Annotated in this window: 20 protein-coding genes and 1 pseudogene; 13 read left to right on the top strand and 8 right to left on the bottom strand. The window is 61.1% G+C overall.

The window, feature by feature from the left end; translation table 11 throughout:
• Window positions 1-688, bottom strand: a 688-nt coding sequence (locus HCZ87_RS14260; protein WP_167644645.1) for a helix-turn-helix domain-containing protein, incomplete at its 3' end; no start/stop codon positions are given.
• A gap of 236 nt (window positions 689-924) precedes the next feature.
• Between HCZ87_RS14260 and HCZ87_RS14255 the strand changes: the two genes are divergently transcribed.
• The 9 genes from HCZ87_RS14255 (at window position 925) to aat (ending at window position 9,588) form a co-directional block, all read left to right on the top strand.
• Window positions 925-2,271: a substrate-binding protein gene (locus tag HCZ87_RS14255; protein WP_167644643.1), complete on the top strand. Its 1,347-nt coding sequence runs from the start codon at window positions 925-927 to the stop codon at window positions 2,269-2,271.
• Window positions 2,272-2,420: 149 nt separating this feature from the next.
• Entirely contained in the window at window positions 2,421-3,443 is a 1,023-nt protein-coding gene (locus HCZ87_RS14250; protein ID WP_167644641.1) for a branched-chain amino acid ABC transporter permease, read from the top strand.
• 4 nt (window positions 3,444-3,447) lie between these two features.
• Window positions 3,448-4,647 (top strand): branched-chain amino acid ABC transporter permease, encoded by a 1,200-nt coding sequence (locus HCZ87_RS14245; RefSeq protein ID WP_167644639.1) that lies wholly within the window; start codon window positions 3,448-3,450, stop codon window positions 4,645-4,647.
• Window positions 4,648-4,659: 12 nt separating this feature from the next.
• A complete protein-coding gene (locus tag HCZ87_RS14240; protein WP_167644637.1) occupies window positions 4,660-5,415 on the top strand; it encodes an ABC transporter ATP-binding protein in 756 nt (251 codons plus the stop codon).
• A 12-nt stretch (window positions 5,416-5,427) separates the two neighbouring features.
• Complete coding sequence (locus HCZ87_RS14235) at window positions 5,428-6,183, top strand: ABC transporter ATP-binding protein (RefSeq protein ID WP_167644635.1); 756 nt, start codon at window positions 5,428-5,430, stop codon at window positions 6,181-6,183.
• A gap of 159 nt (window positions 6,184-6,342) precedes the next feature.
• Window positions 6,343-6,879 (top strand): PAS and helix-turn-helix domain-containing protein, encoded by a 537-nt coding sequence (locus HCZ87_RS14230; RefSeq protein ID WP_167644633.1) that lies wholly within the window; start codon window positions 6,343-6,345, stop codon window positions 6,877-6,879.
• A gap of 171 nt (window positions 6,880-7,050) precedes the next feature.
• Window positions 7,051-7,536 (top strand): acetyl-CoA carboxylase biotin carboxyl carrier protein, encoded by a 486-nt coding sequence (gene accB / locus HCZ87_RS14225; RefSeq protein WP_167644631.1) that lies wholly within the window; start codon window positions 7,051-7,053, stop codon window positions 7,534-7,536.
• 9 nt (window positions 7,537-7,545) lie between these two features.
• Entirely contained in the window at window positions 7,546-8,895 is a 1,350-nt protein-coding gene (accC, locus tag HCZ87_RS14220) for an acetyl-CoA carboxylase biotin carboxylase subunit (RefSeq protein ID WP_167644629.1), read from the top strand.
• A 60-nt stretch (window positions 8,896-8,955) separates the two neighbouring features.
• Window positions 8,956-9,588, top strand: a complete 633-nt coding sequence (aat, locus tag HCZ87_RS14215) for a leucyl/phenylalanyl-tRNA--protein transferase (RefSeq protein WP_167644628.1) — start codon at window positions 8,956-8,958, stop codon at window positions 9,586-9,588.
• Here the strand turns inward: aat and HCZ87_RS14210 are convergent.
• The 3 genes from HCZ87_RS14210 to HCZ87_RS14200 form a co-directional block, all read right to left on the bottom strand.
• Window positions 9,552-9,995 (bottom strand): DUF2155 domain-containing protein, encoded by a 444-nt coding sequence (locus HCZ87_RS14210; RefSeq protein ID WP_167644626.1) that lies wholly within the window; start codon window positions 9,993-9,995, stop codon window positions 9,552-9,554. The two genes, aat and HCZ87_RS14210, sit on opposite strands and share 37 nt — an antisense overlap.
• Window positions 9,992-10,456 carry an outer membrane lipid asymmetry maintenance protein MlaD gene (gene mlaD / locus HCZ87_RS14205; protein WP_167644624.1) on the bottom strand — a complete coding sequence of 155 codons (465 nt, stop codon included), beginning with the start codon at window positions 10,454-10,456 and terminating at the stop codon, window positions 9,992-9,994. Before mlaD ends, HCZ87_RS14210 begins: the two co-directional genes overlap by 4 nt.
• A gap of 72 nt (window positions 10,457-10,528) precedes the next feature.
• Window positions 10,529-10,915 (bottom strand): NADH:ubiquinone oxidoreductase subunit NDUFA12, encoded by a 387-nt coding sequence (locus HCZ87_RS14200; protein WP_167644621.1) that lies wholly within the window; start codon window positions 10,913-10,915, stop codon window positions 10,529-10,531.
• 374 nt (window positions 10,916-11,289) lie between these two features.
• On the opposite strand from HCZ87_RS14200, the gene HCZ87_RS14195 reads away from it, so the two are divergent.
• The gene (locus HCZ87_RS14195) at window positions 11,290-12,003 is read left to right on the top strand and encodes a DUF4760 domain-containing protein (protein ID WP_167644619.1); all 714 of its coding nucleotides are present in this window, start codon (window positions 11,290-11,292) and stop codon (window positions 12,001-12,003) included.
• Here the strand turns inward: HCZ87_RS14195 and HCZ87_RS14190 are convergent.
• From HCZ87_RS14190 to HCZ87_RS14175, 4 genes are all read right to left on the bottom strand, one after another.
• Window positions 11,995-12,360 (bottom strand): RidA family protein, encoded by a 366-nt coding sequence (locus HCZ87_RS14190; RefSeq protein ID WP_167644617.1) that lies wholly within the window; start codon window positions 12,358-12,360, stop codon window positions 11,995-11,997. The two genes, HCZ87_RS14195 and HCZ87_RS14190, sit on opposite strands and share 9 nt — an antisense overlap.
• 89 nt (window positions 12,361-12,449) lie before the next feature.
• Window positions 12,450-13,172: a dienelactone hydrolase family protein gene (locus tag HCZ87_RS14185; protein ID WP_167644615.1), complete on the bottom strand. Its 723-nt coding sequence runs from the start codon at window positions 13,170-13,172 to the stop codon at window positions 12,450-12,452.
• Window positions 13,173-13,279: 107 nt separating this feature from the next.
• Window positions 13,280-14,545: an ATP-dependent Clp protease ATP-binding subunit ClpX gene (gene clpX, locus HCZ87_RS14180; protein WP_167644613.1), complete on the bottom strand. Its 1,266-nt coding sequence runs from the start codon at window positions 14,543-14,545 to the stop codon at window positions 13,280-13,282.
• Window positions 14,546-14,699: 154 nt separating this feature from the next.
• Entirely contained in the window at window positions 14,700-15,332 is a 633-nt protein-coding gene (locus HCZ87_RS14175) for an ATP-dependent Clp protease proteolytic subunit (RefSeq protein WP_167644611.1), read from the bottom strand.
• Window positions 15,333-15,647: 315 nt separating this feature from the next.
• Here HCZ87_RS14175 and HCZ87_RS14170 point away from each other — a divergent pair.
• From HCZ87_RS14170 to HCZ87_RS14160, 3 genes and pseudogenes are all read left to right on the top strand, one after another.
• Window positions 15,648-16,633, top strand: a pseudogene (locus tag HCZ87_RS14170) (GlxA family transcriptional regulator).
• Between the two features lie 147 nt (window positions 16,634-16,780).
• Window positions 16,781-17,290, top strand: a complete 510-nt coding sequence (locus tag HCZ87_RS14165; RefSeq protein WP_254868653.1) for a DUF302 domain-containing protein — start codon at window positions 16,781-16,783, stop codon at window positions 17,288-17,290.
• Window positions 17,291-17,329: 39 nt separating this feature from the next.
• The coding region (locus HCZ87_RS14160) for a thiamine pyrophosphate-binding protein (protein ID WP_167644609.1) at window positions 17,330-18,131 on the top strand (802 nt) is incomplete at its 3' end.

The following is an 18,131-nucleotide window of genomic DNA, read 5'->3' as shown; positions in this document are numbered from 1 at the left end:
CGGTGACCTTGCCCGCCTCCAGATCCGGGAAGTGATAGCCACGCGCGGCAAAGAAGGCCTCCAGCTCCTCCTGCGGGGTGCCCTTGCGGTTGCTGCTGGCCTCGCTGTCGTCGAGAAATCGCACCAGCGCGCGGCTGCTGTCGGCCAACCGCTGGGCGTCCTGATCAAGGTTGCGGTGAAACCGATCCCGCCATTCGGCCTCCAGCTCGCCCGGCTCCGCCAGGATCGCGGCGGTGGAGCGAATGGCGGCCGCGGTAGAAAGCACCTCATGCAGGGAGGCCGCCAAATGCGGGTCATGGGTCAGCCGGTCCGACAGGCCGCGCACCGTGCGCTCCAGCGCGCCGACGCGGCCATGGGTGTCCGACAGCACCTCGGCCCAACCGGGAAAGCGGCCCGCGAATTCATCCACCCGGTCCAGTTCCGCAAGCGGGTGACGACTGTCCGCCGCCGCTTCGCGCAGGGCTGCGATCAGCGTCGCCTCAACCCCATCCGTCAGCGTCGAGGCCTCCACCCCAAGGACCTGCGCCAGCGCCACGAGCAGCTTGCCGCCGATTCTGCGACGATTGTGCTCGATCAGGTTGAGATAGGAGGCAGAGATCCCCACCTCGCGCGCCAGATCCGCCTGACGCAGCCCCAGCACCATGCGGCGTTCGCGGATCCGGCTTCCGGTCAGACTGTCCGTCGGCATAAAGGCGCCCTCCTGATAAAAAACTGGCCAATCAACGGCTTTCTGCATGGCAGAATAAGAAAATTTACCGAAAAACGGTTTTCCATGTATATTTCTTTACAGAAAAATCGCGCAAAACAAGGGTTTTATTGCGATAATTTACAATTCACCTCCATACTCCTTTTGCACAATGTTGCGTGGGAACTGCGTAAAGTGAGGAGGCGCATGTTCCCGATTTCATCCTAGGGAGGAATTTCATGTCCAAGACAGACGTAAGCCGTCGTGGCCTGCTGAAAACCGGCGCGGTTGCCGGCACAGGTCTGGCGCTGCCAACCATTTTCACCGCGCAAAGCGCTGCGGCCTTCACCAATGATCCGACGGGCGGCACCGTCACCCTCGGCTTCAACGTGCCCCAGACCGGCCCCTACGCGGATGAGGGCGCCGACGAGCTGCGCGCCTTTGAACTGGCGGTCGAACACCTGAATGGCGGCGGCGATGGCGGCATGCTCAGCACCTTCAGCTCCAAGGCGCTGGAAGGCAACGGCATCCTGGGCAAGAAGGTCGAATTCGTCACCGGTGACACCCAGACCAAATCCGACGCCGCCCGCGCATCGGCCAAATCCATGATCGAAAAAGACGGCGCCATCATGATCTCCGGCGGCTCCAGCTCCGGCGTGGCCGTGGCTGTGCAGGGTCTGTGTCAGGAGGCAGGCGTCATCTTCATGGCTGGCCTCACCCACTCCAACGACACCACCGGCAAAGACAAGAAAGCCAATGGCTTCCGTCACTTCTTCAACGCTTATATGTCCGCCGCCGCGCTGGCACCGGTGCTGAAGAACCTCTATGGCGATGACCGCAAGGCCTATCACCTGACGGCCGACTACACCTGGGGCTGGACCCAGGAAGAATCGATCAAGGCCGCCACTGAGGCGCTCGGCTGGGAGACCGTCAATACGGTCAAGACCCCGCTCGCCGCGACCGACTTCTCCTCCTACATCGCACCGGTTCTGAACTCCGGCGCGGATGTGCTGGTGCTGAACCACTACGGCGGCAACATGGTGAACTCGCTCACCAACGCGGTCCAGTTCGGCCTGCGCGACAAGGTCGTCAACGGCAAGAACTTTGAAATCGTGGTGCCGCTCTACTCCCGCCTGATGGCGAAGGGTGCGGGCGAAAACGTGAAGGGCATTCACGGCTCCACCAACTGGCACTGGTCGCTGCGCGACGAAGGCTCCCAGGCCTTTGTGCGCTCCTTCGGCACCAAATACGGCTTCCCGCCCTCCCAGGCTGCGCATACCTGCTACGTGCAGACGCTGCTCTATGCGGATGCGGTGGCGCGTGCGGGCTCCTTCAACCCCTGCGCGGTGGCCGAAGCGCTCGAAGGTTTCGAGTTCGACGGTCTGGGCAACGGCAAGACGCTCTATCGTGCCGACGACCACCAGTGTTTCAAGGACGTTCTGGTTGTGCGCGGGAAAGAGAACCCGACCTCCGAGTTCGACCTTCTCGAAGTGGTCGAAGTGACCCCGGCCGAGCAAGTCACCTATGCGCCGGATCACCCGATGTTTGCAGGCGGCCAGCTCGGCTCCTGTAACCCGGGCGCCTAAGCGCAGACATTGGTCGGGCGCCAGGCGGCGCTCGACCCTCCTTCTCCCGCACAGCTTGGCTCGACCTGAGACGCGCTCCGATTTCCATCGGGCGTGACCTGCTGTTGCTACCTGAAACATCCACCCAGACGAACCGGAAGGTGGGGATCATGGACGCATTCCTTCTGCAAATCCTGAATGGGCTCGACAAGGGCTCCGCCTATGCGCTGATTGCGCTGGGCCTGACACTCATTTTCGGCACGCTTGGTGTTGTGAACTTTGCCCATGGGGCCCTGTTCATGATCGGTGCCTTCTGTGCAGTGACGCTACAGAAGATCTTCAACATCAGCTTTGAGACCATCGACGCGACGCAGACCGACTTCCTCGGCAATCCGCTGAAGGTCAAGACGACCTATTTGGAGCATTGGCTCGGCGCGGATCTCGGCGGGCTGATCATCAACTGGTCGGTGCCGCTGGCAATCCTCTTTGCCATCCCGATCATGATCTGCTTCGGCTTCATCATGGAGCGCGGGCTGATCAAGCATTTCTACAAGCGCCCGCATGCGGACCAGATCCTGGTGACCTTTGGCCTCGCCATCGTGCTGCAAGAGGTGGTGAAATACTTCTACGGCGCCAACCCGATCCCGACCCCGGCGCCGGATGCGCTGAATGGGGTTGCCAATATCGGCGCGCTCATCGGCATGGATATCATCTATCCGGTCTGGCGCATCGTCTATTTCTTCTTTGCCTGCCTGATCATTGCCGGTGTCTTTGCCTTCCTGCAATTCACCACCTTCGGCATGGTGGTGCGCGCTGGCATGGCGGACCGCGAGACCGTGGGCCTTCTGGGCATCAACATCGACCGCCGCTTTACCATCATGTTCGGCATCGCCGCCGCTGTGGCAGGGCTGGCTGGCGTGATGTACACGCCGATCAACTCGCCCAACTATCACATGGGGATGGATTTCCTGGTCCTGAGCTTCGTTGTGGTGGTTGTCGGCGGCATGGGCTCGCTGCCCGGTGCGGTGCTGGCGGGCTTTGTGCTCGGTATCCTTGAAAGCTTTGCCTCGATGGAATGGGCGATCAACCTCATTCCCGGCATCAACCAGATCATCATCTACCTCGTCGCCATTATCATCCTGCTGGTGCGTCCGCGCGGCCTGATGGGGCGCAAAGGCGTGATGGAGGACTAAATCAATGTTTGGACTTGAAAAAAGAGACACAACGCTGCTGCTGATCGTCGCGATCCTGACGTTGTTTGCCCCCTTCATCCTGAACCCCTTTCCCACCGGCTCCGGCCTGGCGCAATTCAACGCCGGTTACCCGGATCTGATGCAGCGCTTCGTGATCTTCGGGATCTTTGCCATTGGCTTCAACATCCTCTTTGGCCTCACCGGATATCTCTCCTTTGGCCATGCGGCCTTTCTCGGGGTGGGATCCTATTCGGCGGTCTGGATGTTCAAACTGCTGAGCATGAATGTGCTGCCGGCCATCCTCCTCAGTGTCATCATCTCGGGTCTGTTTGCGCTGGTCATCGGCTATATCAGCCTGCGTCGCTCGGGCATCTACTTCTCGATCCTGACGCTGGCCTTTGCGCAGATGAGCTTCAGCCTCGCCTATTCGGTGCTGACCCCGATCACAAATGGCGAAACCGGCCTGCAACTGACGCTGGATGATCCGCGCATCCTTGGTGCCTCGGCGACGGCAGATGGTTCGATCCCGGTGACCAATCTCTTTGGGCTGGAGATGCGCTCCACCTATCAAATGGCCGTGGGCGCCTGGGATTTCCAGTTCAACATCGGCTATTACCTCTGCGCGCTGATCCTGCTGGCGGCCTTTTACCTGTCGATCCGCATCTTCCGCTCGCCCTTTGGCATGATGCTGCGGGCGGTGAAGTCGAACCAGCAACGGATGAACTACACTGGCCTGAACTCCAAACCCTACACGCTGGCGGCGTTTGTGATCTCCGGCATGTATGCCGGGCTCGCGGGTGGGTTGATGGCCTCCATGGACCCGCTGGCCGGGGCGGAGCGGATGCAGTGGACGGCCTCTGGCGAGGTGGTGCTGATGACCATCCTCGGCGGTGCCGGCACCTTGATCGGTCCGGTTCTGGGCGCGGGCTTCATCAAGTACTTCGAGAACATCTTCTCCAAGATCAACGACAACGTGCTGCACGGCTGGTTCAGCTTCCTGCCTGACGGGCTTGAGGATTTTGTGGTCTTCATCGTGCACCCCTTCATCGGCAAGGGCTGGCACCTGACGCTTGGCATCCTGTTCATGCTGGTGGTGATCTACCTGCCCGGCGGGCTGGTCGAAGGCGGACAGCGCATCCATGGCTGGATCCGCGGCAACAAGCGCGGCGACGCCTCGCAAAGCAAAACCAACCCGGCGGAATAAGGAGAGCACGATATGGGTATTCTCGAAGTCAAAAACGTCGGAAAACGCTTTGGCGGCTTGCAGGCGCTCTCGGATGTGAACCTCTCGGTCAAGGAGAACTCGGTTCATGCCATCATCGGCCCCAACGGGGCCGGGAAATCCACCCTGCTGAACTGCCTGGTGGGCAAGCTCATCCCGGACAGTGGATCGGTGATGTTTGATGGCCAGTCGGTGCTGGGACGCGCGCCCTATGAGATCAACCAGATGGGAATTTCCCGCGTGTTCCAGACGCCCGAAATCTTTGGGGATCTGACAGTGCTGGAAAACATGATGATCCCCTGTCTGGCGAAACGCGATGGCGCCTTTGAGCTGAACGCGATCGGCTCGGTCATGTCGCAGCGCGATATTCTCGACAAGGCCGAAGCGATGCTGGAGGAGATGAACATGCTGGAGAAGCGGCATATGCATGCCGCCGCCATGTCACGCGGCGACAAGCGGCGGCTGGAGATCGGCATGTGCCTGAGCCAGGAGCCGCGCCTTTTGCTGCTGGACGAGCCCACCGCCGGCATGGCGCGGGCCGACACCAATAACACCATCGACCTCTTGAAACAGATCTCGGACGAGCGCGACATCACAATCGCCATCATCGAACATGACATGCATGTGGTGTTCAGCCTCGCCAACCGGATCACCGTTCTGGCGCAGGGCACGCCCCTGGTCGAGGACGATCCGCAAAACATCCGGGGCAACCCGAAGGTCCGCGAAGCCTATCTGGGCGAGTCGGCGTAAAGGAGCAAACTGATGAACGTCAAACCCGATTTCTCCAAAAACGCCAATCAGGCCACCACCGCCCCGGCCTTCCTGTCGGTCTGGGATGTGCATGCCTATTACGGCGAGAGCTACATCGTTCAGGGCATTTCCTTCAATGTCCACGAGGGCGAGATTCTGGCGCTCCTGGGCCGTAACGGCGCTGGCAAGACCTCGACCCTGCGCTCGATCGCGCGCACAGGCAGCCCTTTGGTGACCAAGGGCGAGATCTGGCTCGATCACCAGCCGCTGCACAATATGGCCTCGCATGAGGCGGCTGCGGCTGGCCTGGGTCTGGTGCCCGAGGATCGGCGCATCATCCCCGGCCTCACGGTGGAGGAAAACCTGCAACTGGCACAGATCGCCCCGCCGATCGGCTGGTCCATTGAGCGGCTGTACGAGCTGTTCCCGCGCCTGGGCGAGCGCCGCAAGCAGGAGGGTGTGACCCTTTCGGGCGGCGAGCAGCAGATGCTGGCGATCGCAAGGGCGCTGGCGCGCGACATCAAGGTTCTGCTGCTGGATGAACCCTATGAGGGGCTTGCGCCGGTGATCGTGGATGAGATTGAGAAAACCCTCATTCACATCAAGGAACAGGGCATGACCACCATCATCGTTGAGCAAAACGCCGTGCGCGCGCTGCAACTGGCGGATCGGGCGGTGATCCTTGACACCGGCGGCATCGTCTTTGACGGCAGTGCCGCCGAGGTTCTGGAGAACGAAGAGCTGCGCGCCGAATACCTGGCGATCTGACCTTCGGCGGGCGCCATGATTTACGGTCGGGACGCGCGGGGGGAACTCCGCGCCTCTTTTCTGTTGCGAGGGGCGCCGCCCCTCGCGCTCCCCGGGATATTTATGAAAAGATGAAACCAGGGCTTGGTTTTCCCGGCTGTTCCATCTTATCACCTGTCCATGTCCGATCCCGCATTTGACCTCGCCCCTGTTGGGCTGGCCCTTCTGGACCATCGTATTATCAAGCGCTGCAACCTGCTGTTCGCCGAGATCTTTGGCGGCGAGCCTCAGGAGCTATGCGAGCTGCCCATCGCCGCGCTTTATCCCAGTGTCGAGGATTACCAGCGCATTGGCGAGCGGTTACGGATGCCTGAGGCGCAAAGCGGTCTTTATCATGATGAGCGCATCATGCGGCGCACCGATGGGGCGCTGTTCTGGTGTCGGGTGCGGGGGCGCTCCACCTGTGCGGAGGATCCGTTTCGCACCGGCATCTGGTCCTTTGCCGATCTGTCGGATGAACGCCCCGTGGTCAGCCTCAGCCCCCGCGAACGCGAGGTGGCGATCCTGACCTGTCGGGGGCTGTCCGCAAAGGAGATCGGGCTGGAGCTGGATCTCTCCTATCGCACGGTAGAGACTCACCGTGCCCGGCTGCTGGATAAATTCCAGGCCCGCAAACTGCCGGAATTGGTCGCAAAACTCTCCGGCATGCCACTGTAACCTGTGAAAAATCAAAACAAGCCCCCGGAATAGCGATTGAAAAACCGGGGCTTCGCCCTCATCTTGGGGCCAGCTCAAGTGCGCTTTCCTTATGGTCAGCCATGACATATAAGGCACAAAATTCCCGCCCCGCACAAACCGGGGCCAGACAGGACCCTGCCGAGGAACCCAATGACAAATAAATCTCATGAAGCAGATGTAGCATTCATCAAGGCGCTGGCCGAGTTGTTGCGCGAAAATGACCTGACTGAGCTTCAGGTCAAACGCGATTACGCCGAGGACGACAGCCTGAACGTCCGTGTGTCCCGTCAATTCCCTGCCGCCCCCGCTGCACCGGTTCAATATGCGGCAGCTCCGGCGGCGCCTGTGGCGGCTGCCGCCCCCGCAGCTGCCGCCGCGCCCGCCGAAGACCCTGCCGCCCATCCCGGCGCCGTGACCTCGCCGATGGTTGGCACCGCCTATCTGCAACCGGAGCCCGGCTCGCCCGCCTTTGTGTCGGTTGGTGCGCAGGTCAGCGAAGGCGACACGCTGCTGATCGTCGAGGCGATGAAAACCATGAACCACATTCCCGCGCCCAAGGCCGGAACCGTCAAACGGATCCTGGTCGAGGACGGCGCCGCAGTCGAATTCGGCACCCCTCTCGTCATCGTCGAGTAAGGCCAGCGCATGTTTGACAAAATCCTGATTGCCAACCGAGGTGAGATCGCGCTGCGTGTGATCCGGGCCTGCCGCGAGATGGGCATCCGCTCGGTGGCGGTGCATTCCACCGCTGACGCCGACGCCATGCATGTGCGCATGGCCGATGAATCGGTCTGCATTGGCCCGCCCTCCGGCGCGCAGAGCTACCTGTCGATCCCGGCCATTATCTCGGCCTGCGAGATCACCGGCGCGCAGGCGATTCACCCGGGCTATGGCTTCCTGTCGGAAAACGCCAATTTCGTGCAGATCGTCGAAGACCACGGCATCACCTTTATCGGCCCCTCGGCGGAACATATCCGCCAGATGGGCGACAAGATCACCGCCAAGGACACCGCCAAGGCGCTCGGCATCCCCTGCGTGCCCGGTTCCGACGGCGGCGTGCCCGATGTGGAGACCGCCAAGAAAGTGGCCGCCGACATGGGCTATCCGGTGATCATCAAGGCCACCGCCGGTGGTGGCGGCCGCGGCATGAAGGTTGCCGAAACCGCCGATGATCTGGTGCAGGCGTTCCAGACCGCGCGCTCCGAGGCCAAGGCCGCCTTCGGCAATGACGAAGTCTATATGGAGAAATACCTCCAGCGGCCGCGTCACATCGAGGTTCAAGTCTTTGGCGATGGCCAGGGCGGTGGCGTGCATCTGGGCGAGCGGGATTGTTCGCTGCAACGCCGTCACCAGAAGGTATTCGAGGAGGCCCCCGGCCCCTGCATCAGCCCCGAAGAGCGCGCCCGCATCGGCGGCATCTGCGCCGACGCGATCGGCAAGATGGGCTATCGCGGCGCTGGCACCGTTGAATTCCTCTATGAGGATGGCGAGTTCTATTTCATCGAGATGAACACCCGCCTGCAAGTGGAACACCCGGTGACCGAAGCCATTTTCGGCGTCGATCTGGTGCGCGAGCAGATCCGCGTTGCCGAAGGGCTGCCGCTCTCCTTCACCCAGGACGAGCTGCAAATCAACGGCCACGCCATCGAGGTGCGCATCAACGCCGAGAAACTGCCGAATTTTGCCCCCTGCCCGGGTAAGATCACCGCCTTCCACGCCCCCGGCGGTCTGGGCGTGCGGATGGATTCGGCGCTTTATGACGGCTATTCGATCCCGCCTTATTACGACAGCCTGATCGGCAAGCTGATCGTGCATGGCCGCGACCGGGACGAGGCGCTGGCGCGTCTCAGCCGTTCGCTGGGCGAGCTGATCGTGGACGGGATCGACACCACCGTGCCGCTGTTTGCCGCCCTGTTGCAGGAAAAGGATATCCAGACCGGTGACTATAACATCCACTGGCTGGAAAAATGGCTTGAGGCCAATCTCAACGGCTGATCATCGCTGGGGGCGGCGGCCATGGCTGCCGCCCGCCGACCTAGATGCGAGGCTCATCCCATGACGCTGAGCGTAGAGCTGCTTCTTCACGCCTATGCCAGCGGTGTCTTCCCCATGGCAGAAAGCCGCGACGACCCGGAGATTTTCTGGGTCGATCCCAAGCGGCGGGGAATTCTTCCGCTGGATGGGTTTCATATCTCCCGCTCGCTGGCGAAAACGATCCGTCGCGGTGGCTATTCCATCGCAATCAATACGGATTTTTCCGGCGTGGTGCAGGGATGCGCAGCGCGGGAGGAAACCTGGATCAATGAGGAAATCTTTGACCGCTATCTGGAGCTGCACAGCATGGGCTATGCCCATTCGCTGGAGGTCTGGGAGGGCGCAGCGCTGATTGGCGGTGTTTATGGCGTGTCGCTGGGGGCCGCGTTTTTTGGCGAGAGCATGTTCTCGCGCCGCCGCGACGCCTCTAAAATCGCCCTGGCCTATCTGGTGGATCGGCTCAATGACGGTGGGTTCTTGCTCTGTGATACGCAGTTTATCACGCCACATCTGGCGTCGCTGGGCGGGCAGGAGATCCCGCGCGGGCGCTATCGTCAGAAGCTGGCCGAGGCGCTCCAGTCCTCAGGCGATTTCCTGACGCCGGTGATCCCGGATCCTCAGGTGCTTTTGCAGCGCAGCACCCAGACGTCGTAACGGCGGTGATCCAGCGCGTTCAGCGCCGGGCTGGAGGCAATCATCCAACCATCAAAGAAGACCTGCCCGCCGTCAGGATCGCGGATGGTCAGATAGGCAAAGGCGTCGCCAGTGGGGTTTTCCGCCGGATAGCGGCATTCGCGAAGCGTCACCAAAAGGCCAAAGACCTCGGCCGAGGCGCCAGTTTGCAAGTCCACGTCGATGCTCTTGCCATTGACCTTGTCGAGCCCACGCAGGCTGACCAGGTTGCCGCTCTCCGCCTCGACCCGCTCCACATGTTCGCGAACTTCAGGCACAAGGGGCTGTACCGGCGCGGGCGCCAGTTCCTCAACCGAAATCGACTGCGCGCTGGCCGCAGAGGTCGCAAGCGCCAGACAGAGGGCGCTCCCCAGACGTCGCAGGATCATGATCCACCGTCGCTGTTGCCGCCACTGCCCGCGACGAATTTCACCAGAAGCGAAATCAGGCTGACCGCGCCCTGGGTATCTGTGATCTCATCCCCGGGTTCGAAATTCGTCAGCGAACCACCGGGCATCACCTCGACGAAGTTGCCGCCCAGAAGCCCCTCGGAGGCAATCACAATGGAGCTGTCATCGGGGATCATGATCCCGTCCTTGACCGAAAACGTGGTGTCGGCACGAAAGGTCTGCGCATTGAGCGACACATCGGTCACAGTGCCGATTTTCACCCCTGCCAGCCGCACATCGGTGCCGACGCTCACCCCTTCGGACGAGCGAAAGGAGGCGCTCAGCGGGTAGTTATCGCCCGCGCCGGACAGCCCCGCCGCCTGCGCCGCGTAAAAGGCAAATCCTGCCGCCACAACAAGCACAAGCCCGCCAGTCAGCACTTCGGTGGTAGAATGACTCATCTCAACCTGCCTCTTGGCCAGATCTGGAAACGCCCCTCTGCAGGGGGTTTCACATCGGTGAATTGCGTGCCCTTATTCCGGGCTCCAGGCCTCATAGTCCTGACGCGGCTTCGGCTCCCCGCCCGCGCGGATGGAGCCAGCCGGCGCATAGGCCATGACGGTGCCGGTCAGGTTTTCCTGATGCGGCTTTTCCCAGACCTTATGGGCAAGCGGCTTGTCACTCGGGACGTCTTTAAAGGTCCGGTGCAGCCAGCCGTGCCAGTCGGCATTGACGCGCGAGGCCTCGGCCTCGCCGTTAAAGATCACCCAACGACGGCTGTCATCCGCATTGCGATAAAAGACATTGCCCTGATCATCCTCGCCAACCTTTATCCCCTTGCGACGGGTATAAAGCAGCGTGTTCAGGGTAGCACCGTTCCACCAGGTGACGGCTTGCAAGAGCGAAGTCAGGATTCCCATGGGTTCCTCCGAAAGTATCGCCCCTGATATGGCGCAATTGACAGCTAAGGTCCAGCAATTCTTCCCAAATCCCTGTCCCTGAGCATCTTGACGCACAGCCCGTTCATTCCCACTTAATTTTGGTGTGAGATAGTCTGTTTATCTCGCACGACAGGCTGACGGGCCGAGCGTCGGCACAACTTGCATCCTGGCCGCAAATGTGGTCTTCTGGCTGCGTCCTCTTATATGGGAGATCGACTATGTACCTCGAAGGTTTTGGCAACGGCTAATCGCCCGCCCTTGATCGTATCAAGGACCCAATAGACCGCATCACGCGGTATCATGTGGTCCTTGAGCGAAAGTAGCTATTATTTTATCAACATTGCCGTGTTTTCTTGAGAAAAACGCTCGATACTCTCGCCATAACGCTCCTTTTTCTCGGTGGTTTCGCGATCTTTGCGCTCGCGGCGGCGGTGGTTTTCCTCATCCTCTGCGCGATCCTGCCGCAGCAGCTTGCCTCTGACACGGTGCGCCCCTTCCTGCCGCTGGCGGGGTCTATTTTTGCGGGCGGGATTGCCATGACCGGGATCATGATCGGCGCGTCACAATATCGTCAATCCTCGCGCAGCGCCCGTCAAGCACGGCAAAAACAACATACGATCAACATATTGTTCGAGACCCGCCTGTCGGAATACTTCCAGACCACCAATCGCAAACGGCTGGCCTATTTCCCCGCCGATACGGATATCTTCCTCTCGGATTGGCTGCATGCGCGCAACTCCAACGATCTTGATGAAAAAGACGCCGCCGCCGCGCTTCAGGAGCTGCTGAATTACTATGAATTCCTTGCCGTGGGTATCCTCAAGGAAGACCTGGACGAGGAGCTGCTGCATCAAACCATTCGCGGCATGATGTGCAATCTGGTGGATGATGCGCGCTATATGATCGCCGAGATGCGCGAGAAGGATGTCAATATCCTCAAAAATCTTGTCACGCTCTACGACAGATGGCGCGTCGAAAAGGAGAACTATGTCGGTCTCCTCTCCGAACGCGCCATCCCGACCACAGCGGAGCTACAGGCCGCGCGGCAGCAGCGTGGCTCAGTTTGACGGCGCCAATGCGGTGACTTCGATCTCGATGCGGAACTGCGGCGAGATCAGATTGCATTCGATCATCGTCGCGGCCGGCGGGTTGGCGCCAAATCTGTCCGCCAGAACCGGCCAGCAGGGTTCAAACTCCGCCGCGTCGGGCAGGTAGTAGTTCACCCGCACCACATCCGCAAAGCTGGCCCCGGCCTTTTCCAGCGCCGCCCCAATGGTGTCGAGCGCGGATTTGCACTGCGCGACCACATCATCGCCCTGCCCTACGGTGCCCGCAACATGCACGAACCCGCCCGCAACAACGGCACGGCAATAGCCGATTTTTGCCTCGAACTCACCGCCCGAGGAAATACGTGTGATACTCATGGTCTCTGTCTCCAAGTTTGACGAATTGAGTCACTAAGCGCTTTGACGAGCTGGGAAAAGACAAATTCACAGCCTCGCAGGGCAGCAGGTTATTCGACAGTCTCTGTCAGTTTTTCAGCCAGGAATCCGGTCAGGGCCGCCCAGGCGCGCGTGCTGGCACGGGCGCTGTACATCATGCCGCCCTCCGGGTTTTGCGCCTTTGGGTTGGTGAAGGCATGGCCGGTGTGGCCAAAGCCCAGAACCTGCCAATCCGTGCAATGCTGCGTCAGCTCCTGCGCCAAGGCGCTCAGCGCGTCTGGCGGTGACAGCGGGTCATCCCAGCCATGCAACACCAGAACGGCGGCCTGCATCTGTTCAGTGGGGAAATTCGGCGCATCATAGACACCGTGCTGCGGTATGCAGGCGCGAATCCCGGCGCCCGTGCGCGCCAGATCCATAACCGCCTTGCCACCAAGACAATAGCCCGTCGCAGCGATGCGGTTCTCGTCCACCTCCGGCAAATCGGCCAGCGCCTCATAGGCGGCCACCATGCGCCGCGCCAGGACCCGCCGGTCGGCGGTGATCTCGGCCATCAGGGCCTGTGCCTCCTCCGGTGTTTCCGCGCGCGTGCCATTGCCGTAGTAATCCACCGCTAGCGCCACATAGCCGAGCTCTGCGAGCTCCGCCGCCCGATCACGTTCAAACACGCCAAGCCCGCCAAAGGCCGGGGCGATCAGGACCCCAGGCGCCGGGGTTTTGCGGCTTTCGTCCCAAACGAGATGGCCGATACATTCGTCATCTCCATCCCTGTAAGAAAAGCTCTCACTGCGCATGTTTTCCTCGCGATCTCAATGCTGTGCAGCACTAACTTCAAGCAATAAAAAAGGGCTGGCGTCTCTTCGACACCAGCCCCGAACCGCATGTGGCGGTCATTTTCGGATCAGCCTGCAGATGCCGATTCTTTCTCGTCTGCGTGGATCATCAACGGCTGGGCGTTGGTATTGACTGCCTCCTCGTTGACGACAACCTTGGTGACGCTGTCCATGCCGGGCAGATCGAACATCGTATCCAGCAGGATGTCTTCCAGAATGGAGCGCAGGCCCCGCGCGCCGGTCTTGCGTTCGATAGCTTTCTTGGCAATCGCCGAGAGCGCCTCTTCGGTGAAGTCCAGCTCGGTCTCTTCCAGCTCGAACAGGCGCTGATACTGTTTGACCAGCGCGTTCTTCGGCTTGGTGAGGATGGTGATCAGCGCATCCTCATCAAGATCTTCCAGCGTTGCCAGAACCGGCAGACGGCCGACAAATTCCGGGATCAGACCGAATTTCAGCAGATCTTCGGGTTCCAGATTCTTGAAGGTCTCGCCAACGCCGGCATCGCTGTCATCGCGCACATCGGCACCAAAGCCCATGGCAGAGCCCTTGCCGCGCTGTTTGATGATCCGGTCAAGACCCGCAAAGGCGCCACCGCAGATGAACAGGATGTTGGTCGTGTCCACTTGCAGGAATTCCTGCTGCGGATGCTTGCGCCCACCCTGCGGCGGAACAGAGGCAACGGTGCCTTCCATCAGCTTCAGAAGCGCCTGCTGCACGCCCTCGCCCGAGACATCGCGGGTGATCGAGGGGTTTTCCGACTTGCGGGTGATCTTGTCGACCTCGTCGATATAGACGATGCCGCGCTGCGCGCGCTCGACGTTGTACTCAGAGGATTGCAGCAGCTTCAGGATGATGTTTTCCACATCCTCGCCCACGTAACCGGCCTCGGTCAGCGTGGTGGCATCGGCCATGGTAAAGGGCACATCCAGAATCCGCGCCAGTGTTTGCGCGAGCAGCGTCTTGCCGCAGCCGGTGGGGCCGATCAGCAGGATGTTGGATTTCGCCAACTCGATGTCACTGCCCGCTTTCTGGGCGTGGTTCAGACGTTTATAGTGGTTGTGCACCGCGACCGACAGCACCCGCTTGGCCGTGGCCTGGCCGATCACGTAATCGTCCAGCACGTCGCAGATATCCTTGGGCGTGGGCACCCCATCGGTGGCCTTCAACCCCGAGGCTTTGCTCTCCTCGCGGATGATGTCCATGCAGAGTTCCACACATTCATCACAGATGAACACGGTCGGGCCCGCGATCAGCTTGCGCACCTCATGTTGGCTCTTGCCACAGAAGCTACAGTAAAGCGTATTCTTGCTGTCGCCGCTCGAATTCGTCGCCATGGTCTACCTTTCCATCCGCCTCGGGGCCAGCGCGTAACAGGTCGCCCCGATTTCCGACCAGCTTAGGACAGGTCCAAAGCGGCCACAATGTCAAATTGTGCTCCCTTGCCTACGCGACAGTGAAGGGAGCACAAAGCCTGTATAAAATACGGGCTTAGCTCTCTTCTTCGTCGCCTTTGGCGCGGTTTTCTACGATCTCGTCGATCAAACCGAAGTCCTTTGCCTGCTCGGGCGACATGAAATTGTCGCGCTCCAGCGCCGCTTCGACCTTGTCGTATTCCTGACCGGTGTGCTTCACGTAGATTTCATTGAGGCGCCGTTTCAGCTTCTGGGTTTCCTCGGCGTGAATCATGATATCGGTCGCCTGACCCTGATACCCACCGGAGGGCTGGTGCACCATTACGCGCGAATTCGGCAGGCTGAATCGCATGCCCGGCGCGCCTGCGGTCAGCAGCAGGGAGCCCATGGAGGCCGCCTGACCGATCACCAGCGTGGAGACCTTGGGCTTGATGTACTGCATGGTGTCATAGATCGACAGACCGGAGGTCACGACGCCACCGGGGCTGTTGATATACATGGAGATCTCTTTGGAGGGATTCTCCGCCTCCAGGTGCAAAAGCTGCGCCACGATCAGCGAGGACATGCCATCATGCACCGGGCCGTTGAGGAAAATGATCCGCTCCTTCAACAGGCGCGAGAAAATGTCATATGCGCGCTCGCCCCGGCTGGTCTGCTCAACGACCATCGGCACAAGAGTGTTCATGTAGGTTTCTGTTGGATCAATCATTGGACCTGCCTGTCTTGGGATCTTGACGGGCACCATACCCGACAGAAGATTACCCGAGTCTTAGTGCTGGGAAAAATGACCTGCAAGAGGTCGCGCCGATTTTAGCGCAAGCGGCGTGGCGGGTTTTGCGCGCCTGCGGCTCATATGCGCCATGGCCCAAATGCCGCCGACGGCCAGGCGAAAATCGCAAGTGTCGTAATTCATCACACCGAGGTCGCAATATCCCGGCACGTCCGTCACGCAGAGCGGTAGCTGGTATCTCAGCCGCTGAACCGCCAGGTTCATGCTCCAGAGTACACCGGAACGGAACCGCCGATGTCCGACGACAGTTTTGTGCAAAAAGGCGCCGCCGCCACGCTCTCCGTGCCGCATGCCGGAGAGCCACAGGATTTCTATTTCCTGCTCTTGCCCAAGGCGACGATGCTGCCGGTGGCCGCGGCGATCGAACCCTTGCGGATTGCCAATCAGGTCACCAACACAAAACTGTATCGCTGGTACATCATGACAGAGGACGGCGCGCCGGTCCGCTGTTCCAACGGGATGGTGATCACGCCGGATATCCCGCTGCGCGCGCTCACCTCGGAAGCGGTGGGATTCGTCTGCGCCGGGGTCGAACCCCAGGACACCGCCAGCGAAACCGCACTGAACTGGCTGCGCCGCGAACATCGCTTTGGCCGCAAGATCGGCGGCTCGCCCAGGCCGGGCTGATCAAGGACCAACCCTTTACGCTTCATTGGGAAAACCAGCCCGGATTCGTCGAGCGCTTCGAGCATCTCAAACCCTCGCCCAATATCTACGAGGTCTCCGGCAACCTGATGACCTGCGGCGGTGGCAGCGCCGCCACCGATATGATGCTGACGCTGATCGAGCAGCGCCATGGCAAGCAGCTTGCGATTATTGTCGCCGATATGTGCCTGCATGTGCGCTCCACCTCCGGGGCGGCGCCGCAGAAATCGAACTACGCCGTAGCCATCGGCAGCCGCAACCAGCGCCTGCTCTCGGCGCTGCAACTGATGCAGGAATCGATCGAGGATCCGCTATCGATCGGCGAGCTCTGCCGCCGGCTTGATATCTCAAGGCGACAGCTGGAGCGGTTGTTCTCGCGCTATCTCGACCAGAGCCCGATGCATGTCTATTCCGACATGCGCCTCAGCCATGCCTTTGCGCTGATGAATGAGACCTCGATGTCGGTGACCGAAATCGCACTGGCCTCCGGGTTCAACTCCGCCACCCATTTTTCGCGTCAGTTCAAACGCAAATTCGGCGCAAGCCCGCATTTCTTCCGCAAGGGCTGGACCTGAACCAGAGGCCTTTCGCGCGACTCGAAAGGCGGTTCGAGAGGCGCCAACGTAACGTCAAACGCACTGAAATGTGACGAGTATTTCAGCCCCCTTCCGCGTAGACCCAAGACAGCATACAGTCGGCATTCACGCAGCGGAGGGCGCATTATGACAAGGATCACGACAGGGCGCATCCGCCGCGGAGCTGCGGCGTTTTGTGCGGCGCTCCTTTGCCTGCCCCTCGCCGTCCTGCCCCTTTCCGCTGCGGAGCTGACACCGCGCGCGGGCTGGGCCGTTCATGACAGCGGTAAGGATTTCCCGACCCTGCTGGAAGATCTCAAGGCCGCCGTGAGGGCCCACAAGATGGGCCTGGTGACCGAAGCAGGCCCCACCGGAGCCGCCAAGGCGCGTGGCATCACCATTCCCGGCAATCGGGTGGTGGGGGTCTTTCGCAATGATTACGCGGTCGCGATCCTCGGCCTCTCGACCGCTGCGATGATCGAGGCACCGCTGCGCTTTTACGTGACCGAAGATGCGGACCACAGCGCCACCCTCGCCTATAAAATCCCGAGCGAGGTCTTTGCCCCCTACACGCCAGAGGCCGGGCCGAAGCTGGCAGGCCTCGCCGCCGAGCTGGACGCCATATTCGCCGAGATCGCCAAAGACGCGCTGCGCTGAGCACCGTCGATTCTGACCACAAAATACGTGAGCCCCAATATGACCGAGCCCCTCCGCGCCGCCGATGTTCTTGCCCGTCGTCTTTATGACGCGGGCTGCCGCCACGCCTTTGGCATGCCCGGTGGCGAGGTGCTGACCCTGATTGATGCGCTCACCAAGGCCGGCATCGCCTTCCATCTGGCCAAACATGAAAACTGCGCCGGCTTCATGGGCGAAGGGGTGCATCACGCCGACGGCGCGCCCGCGATCCTGGTGGCCACGCTCGGCCCTGGCGCGCTCAACGGCGTCAATGTGGTGGCCAACGCCCATCAGGACCGGGTGCCAATGCTGGTGCTGACCGGCTGCGTCGATGCGGATGAGGCGCAAAGCTACACCCATCAGGTGCTCGACCAGCAGGCGGTCTTTGCCCCCATCACCAAGGCGAGCTTTCGCCTGGATGCCAAGGCCGCCGGGGTGATCGCCGACAAGGCCGTCACCATCGCCACCGAGGCCCGCCAGGGCCCCGTGCATATCGACGTGCCAATCACCGTCGCCGACACCGCCGCCACGCAGTCCGACATCCGCAGCGCGCCTGCCGGAGAACGCGCCCCCGCAGGCGCGACACTGGCGCAGGCGCATCGCTGGCTGGCCGAGGCCACCCGCCCGCTGGCGATTATCGGCCTTGATGCCCTGTTGCCGGGCGGCCCCGAAGCGACCCGCGCCTTTCTGGAGGCCCGCCAGATCCCCTTTGTCACCACTTACAAGGCCAAGGGCATCCTGCCCGAAGACCACCCGCTCTGCCTTGGCGGTGCCGGGCTGTCGCCGCTGGCGGACACACATCTAATGCCGCTCATTGAGGCCT

Source organism: Phaeobacter sp. HF9A (assembly GCF_011806385.1).
Classification (GTDB): domain Bacteria; phylum Pseudomonadota; class Alphaproteobacteria; order Rhodobacterales; family Rhodobacteraceae; genus Epibacterium.
Note: the sequence above shows the minus strand (reverse complement) of the source record. Positions and strands in the feature narration are given on the sequence as shown.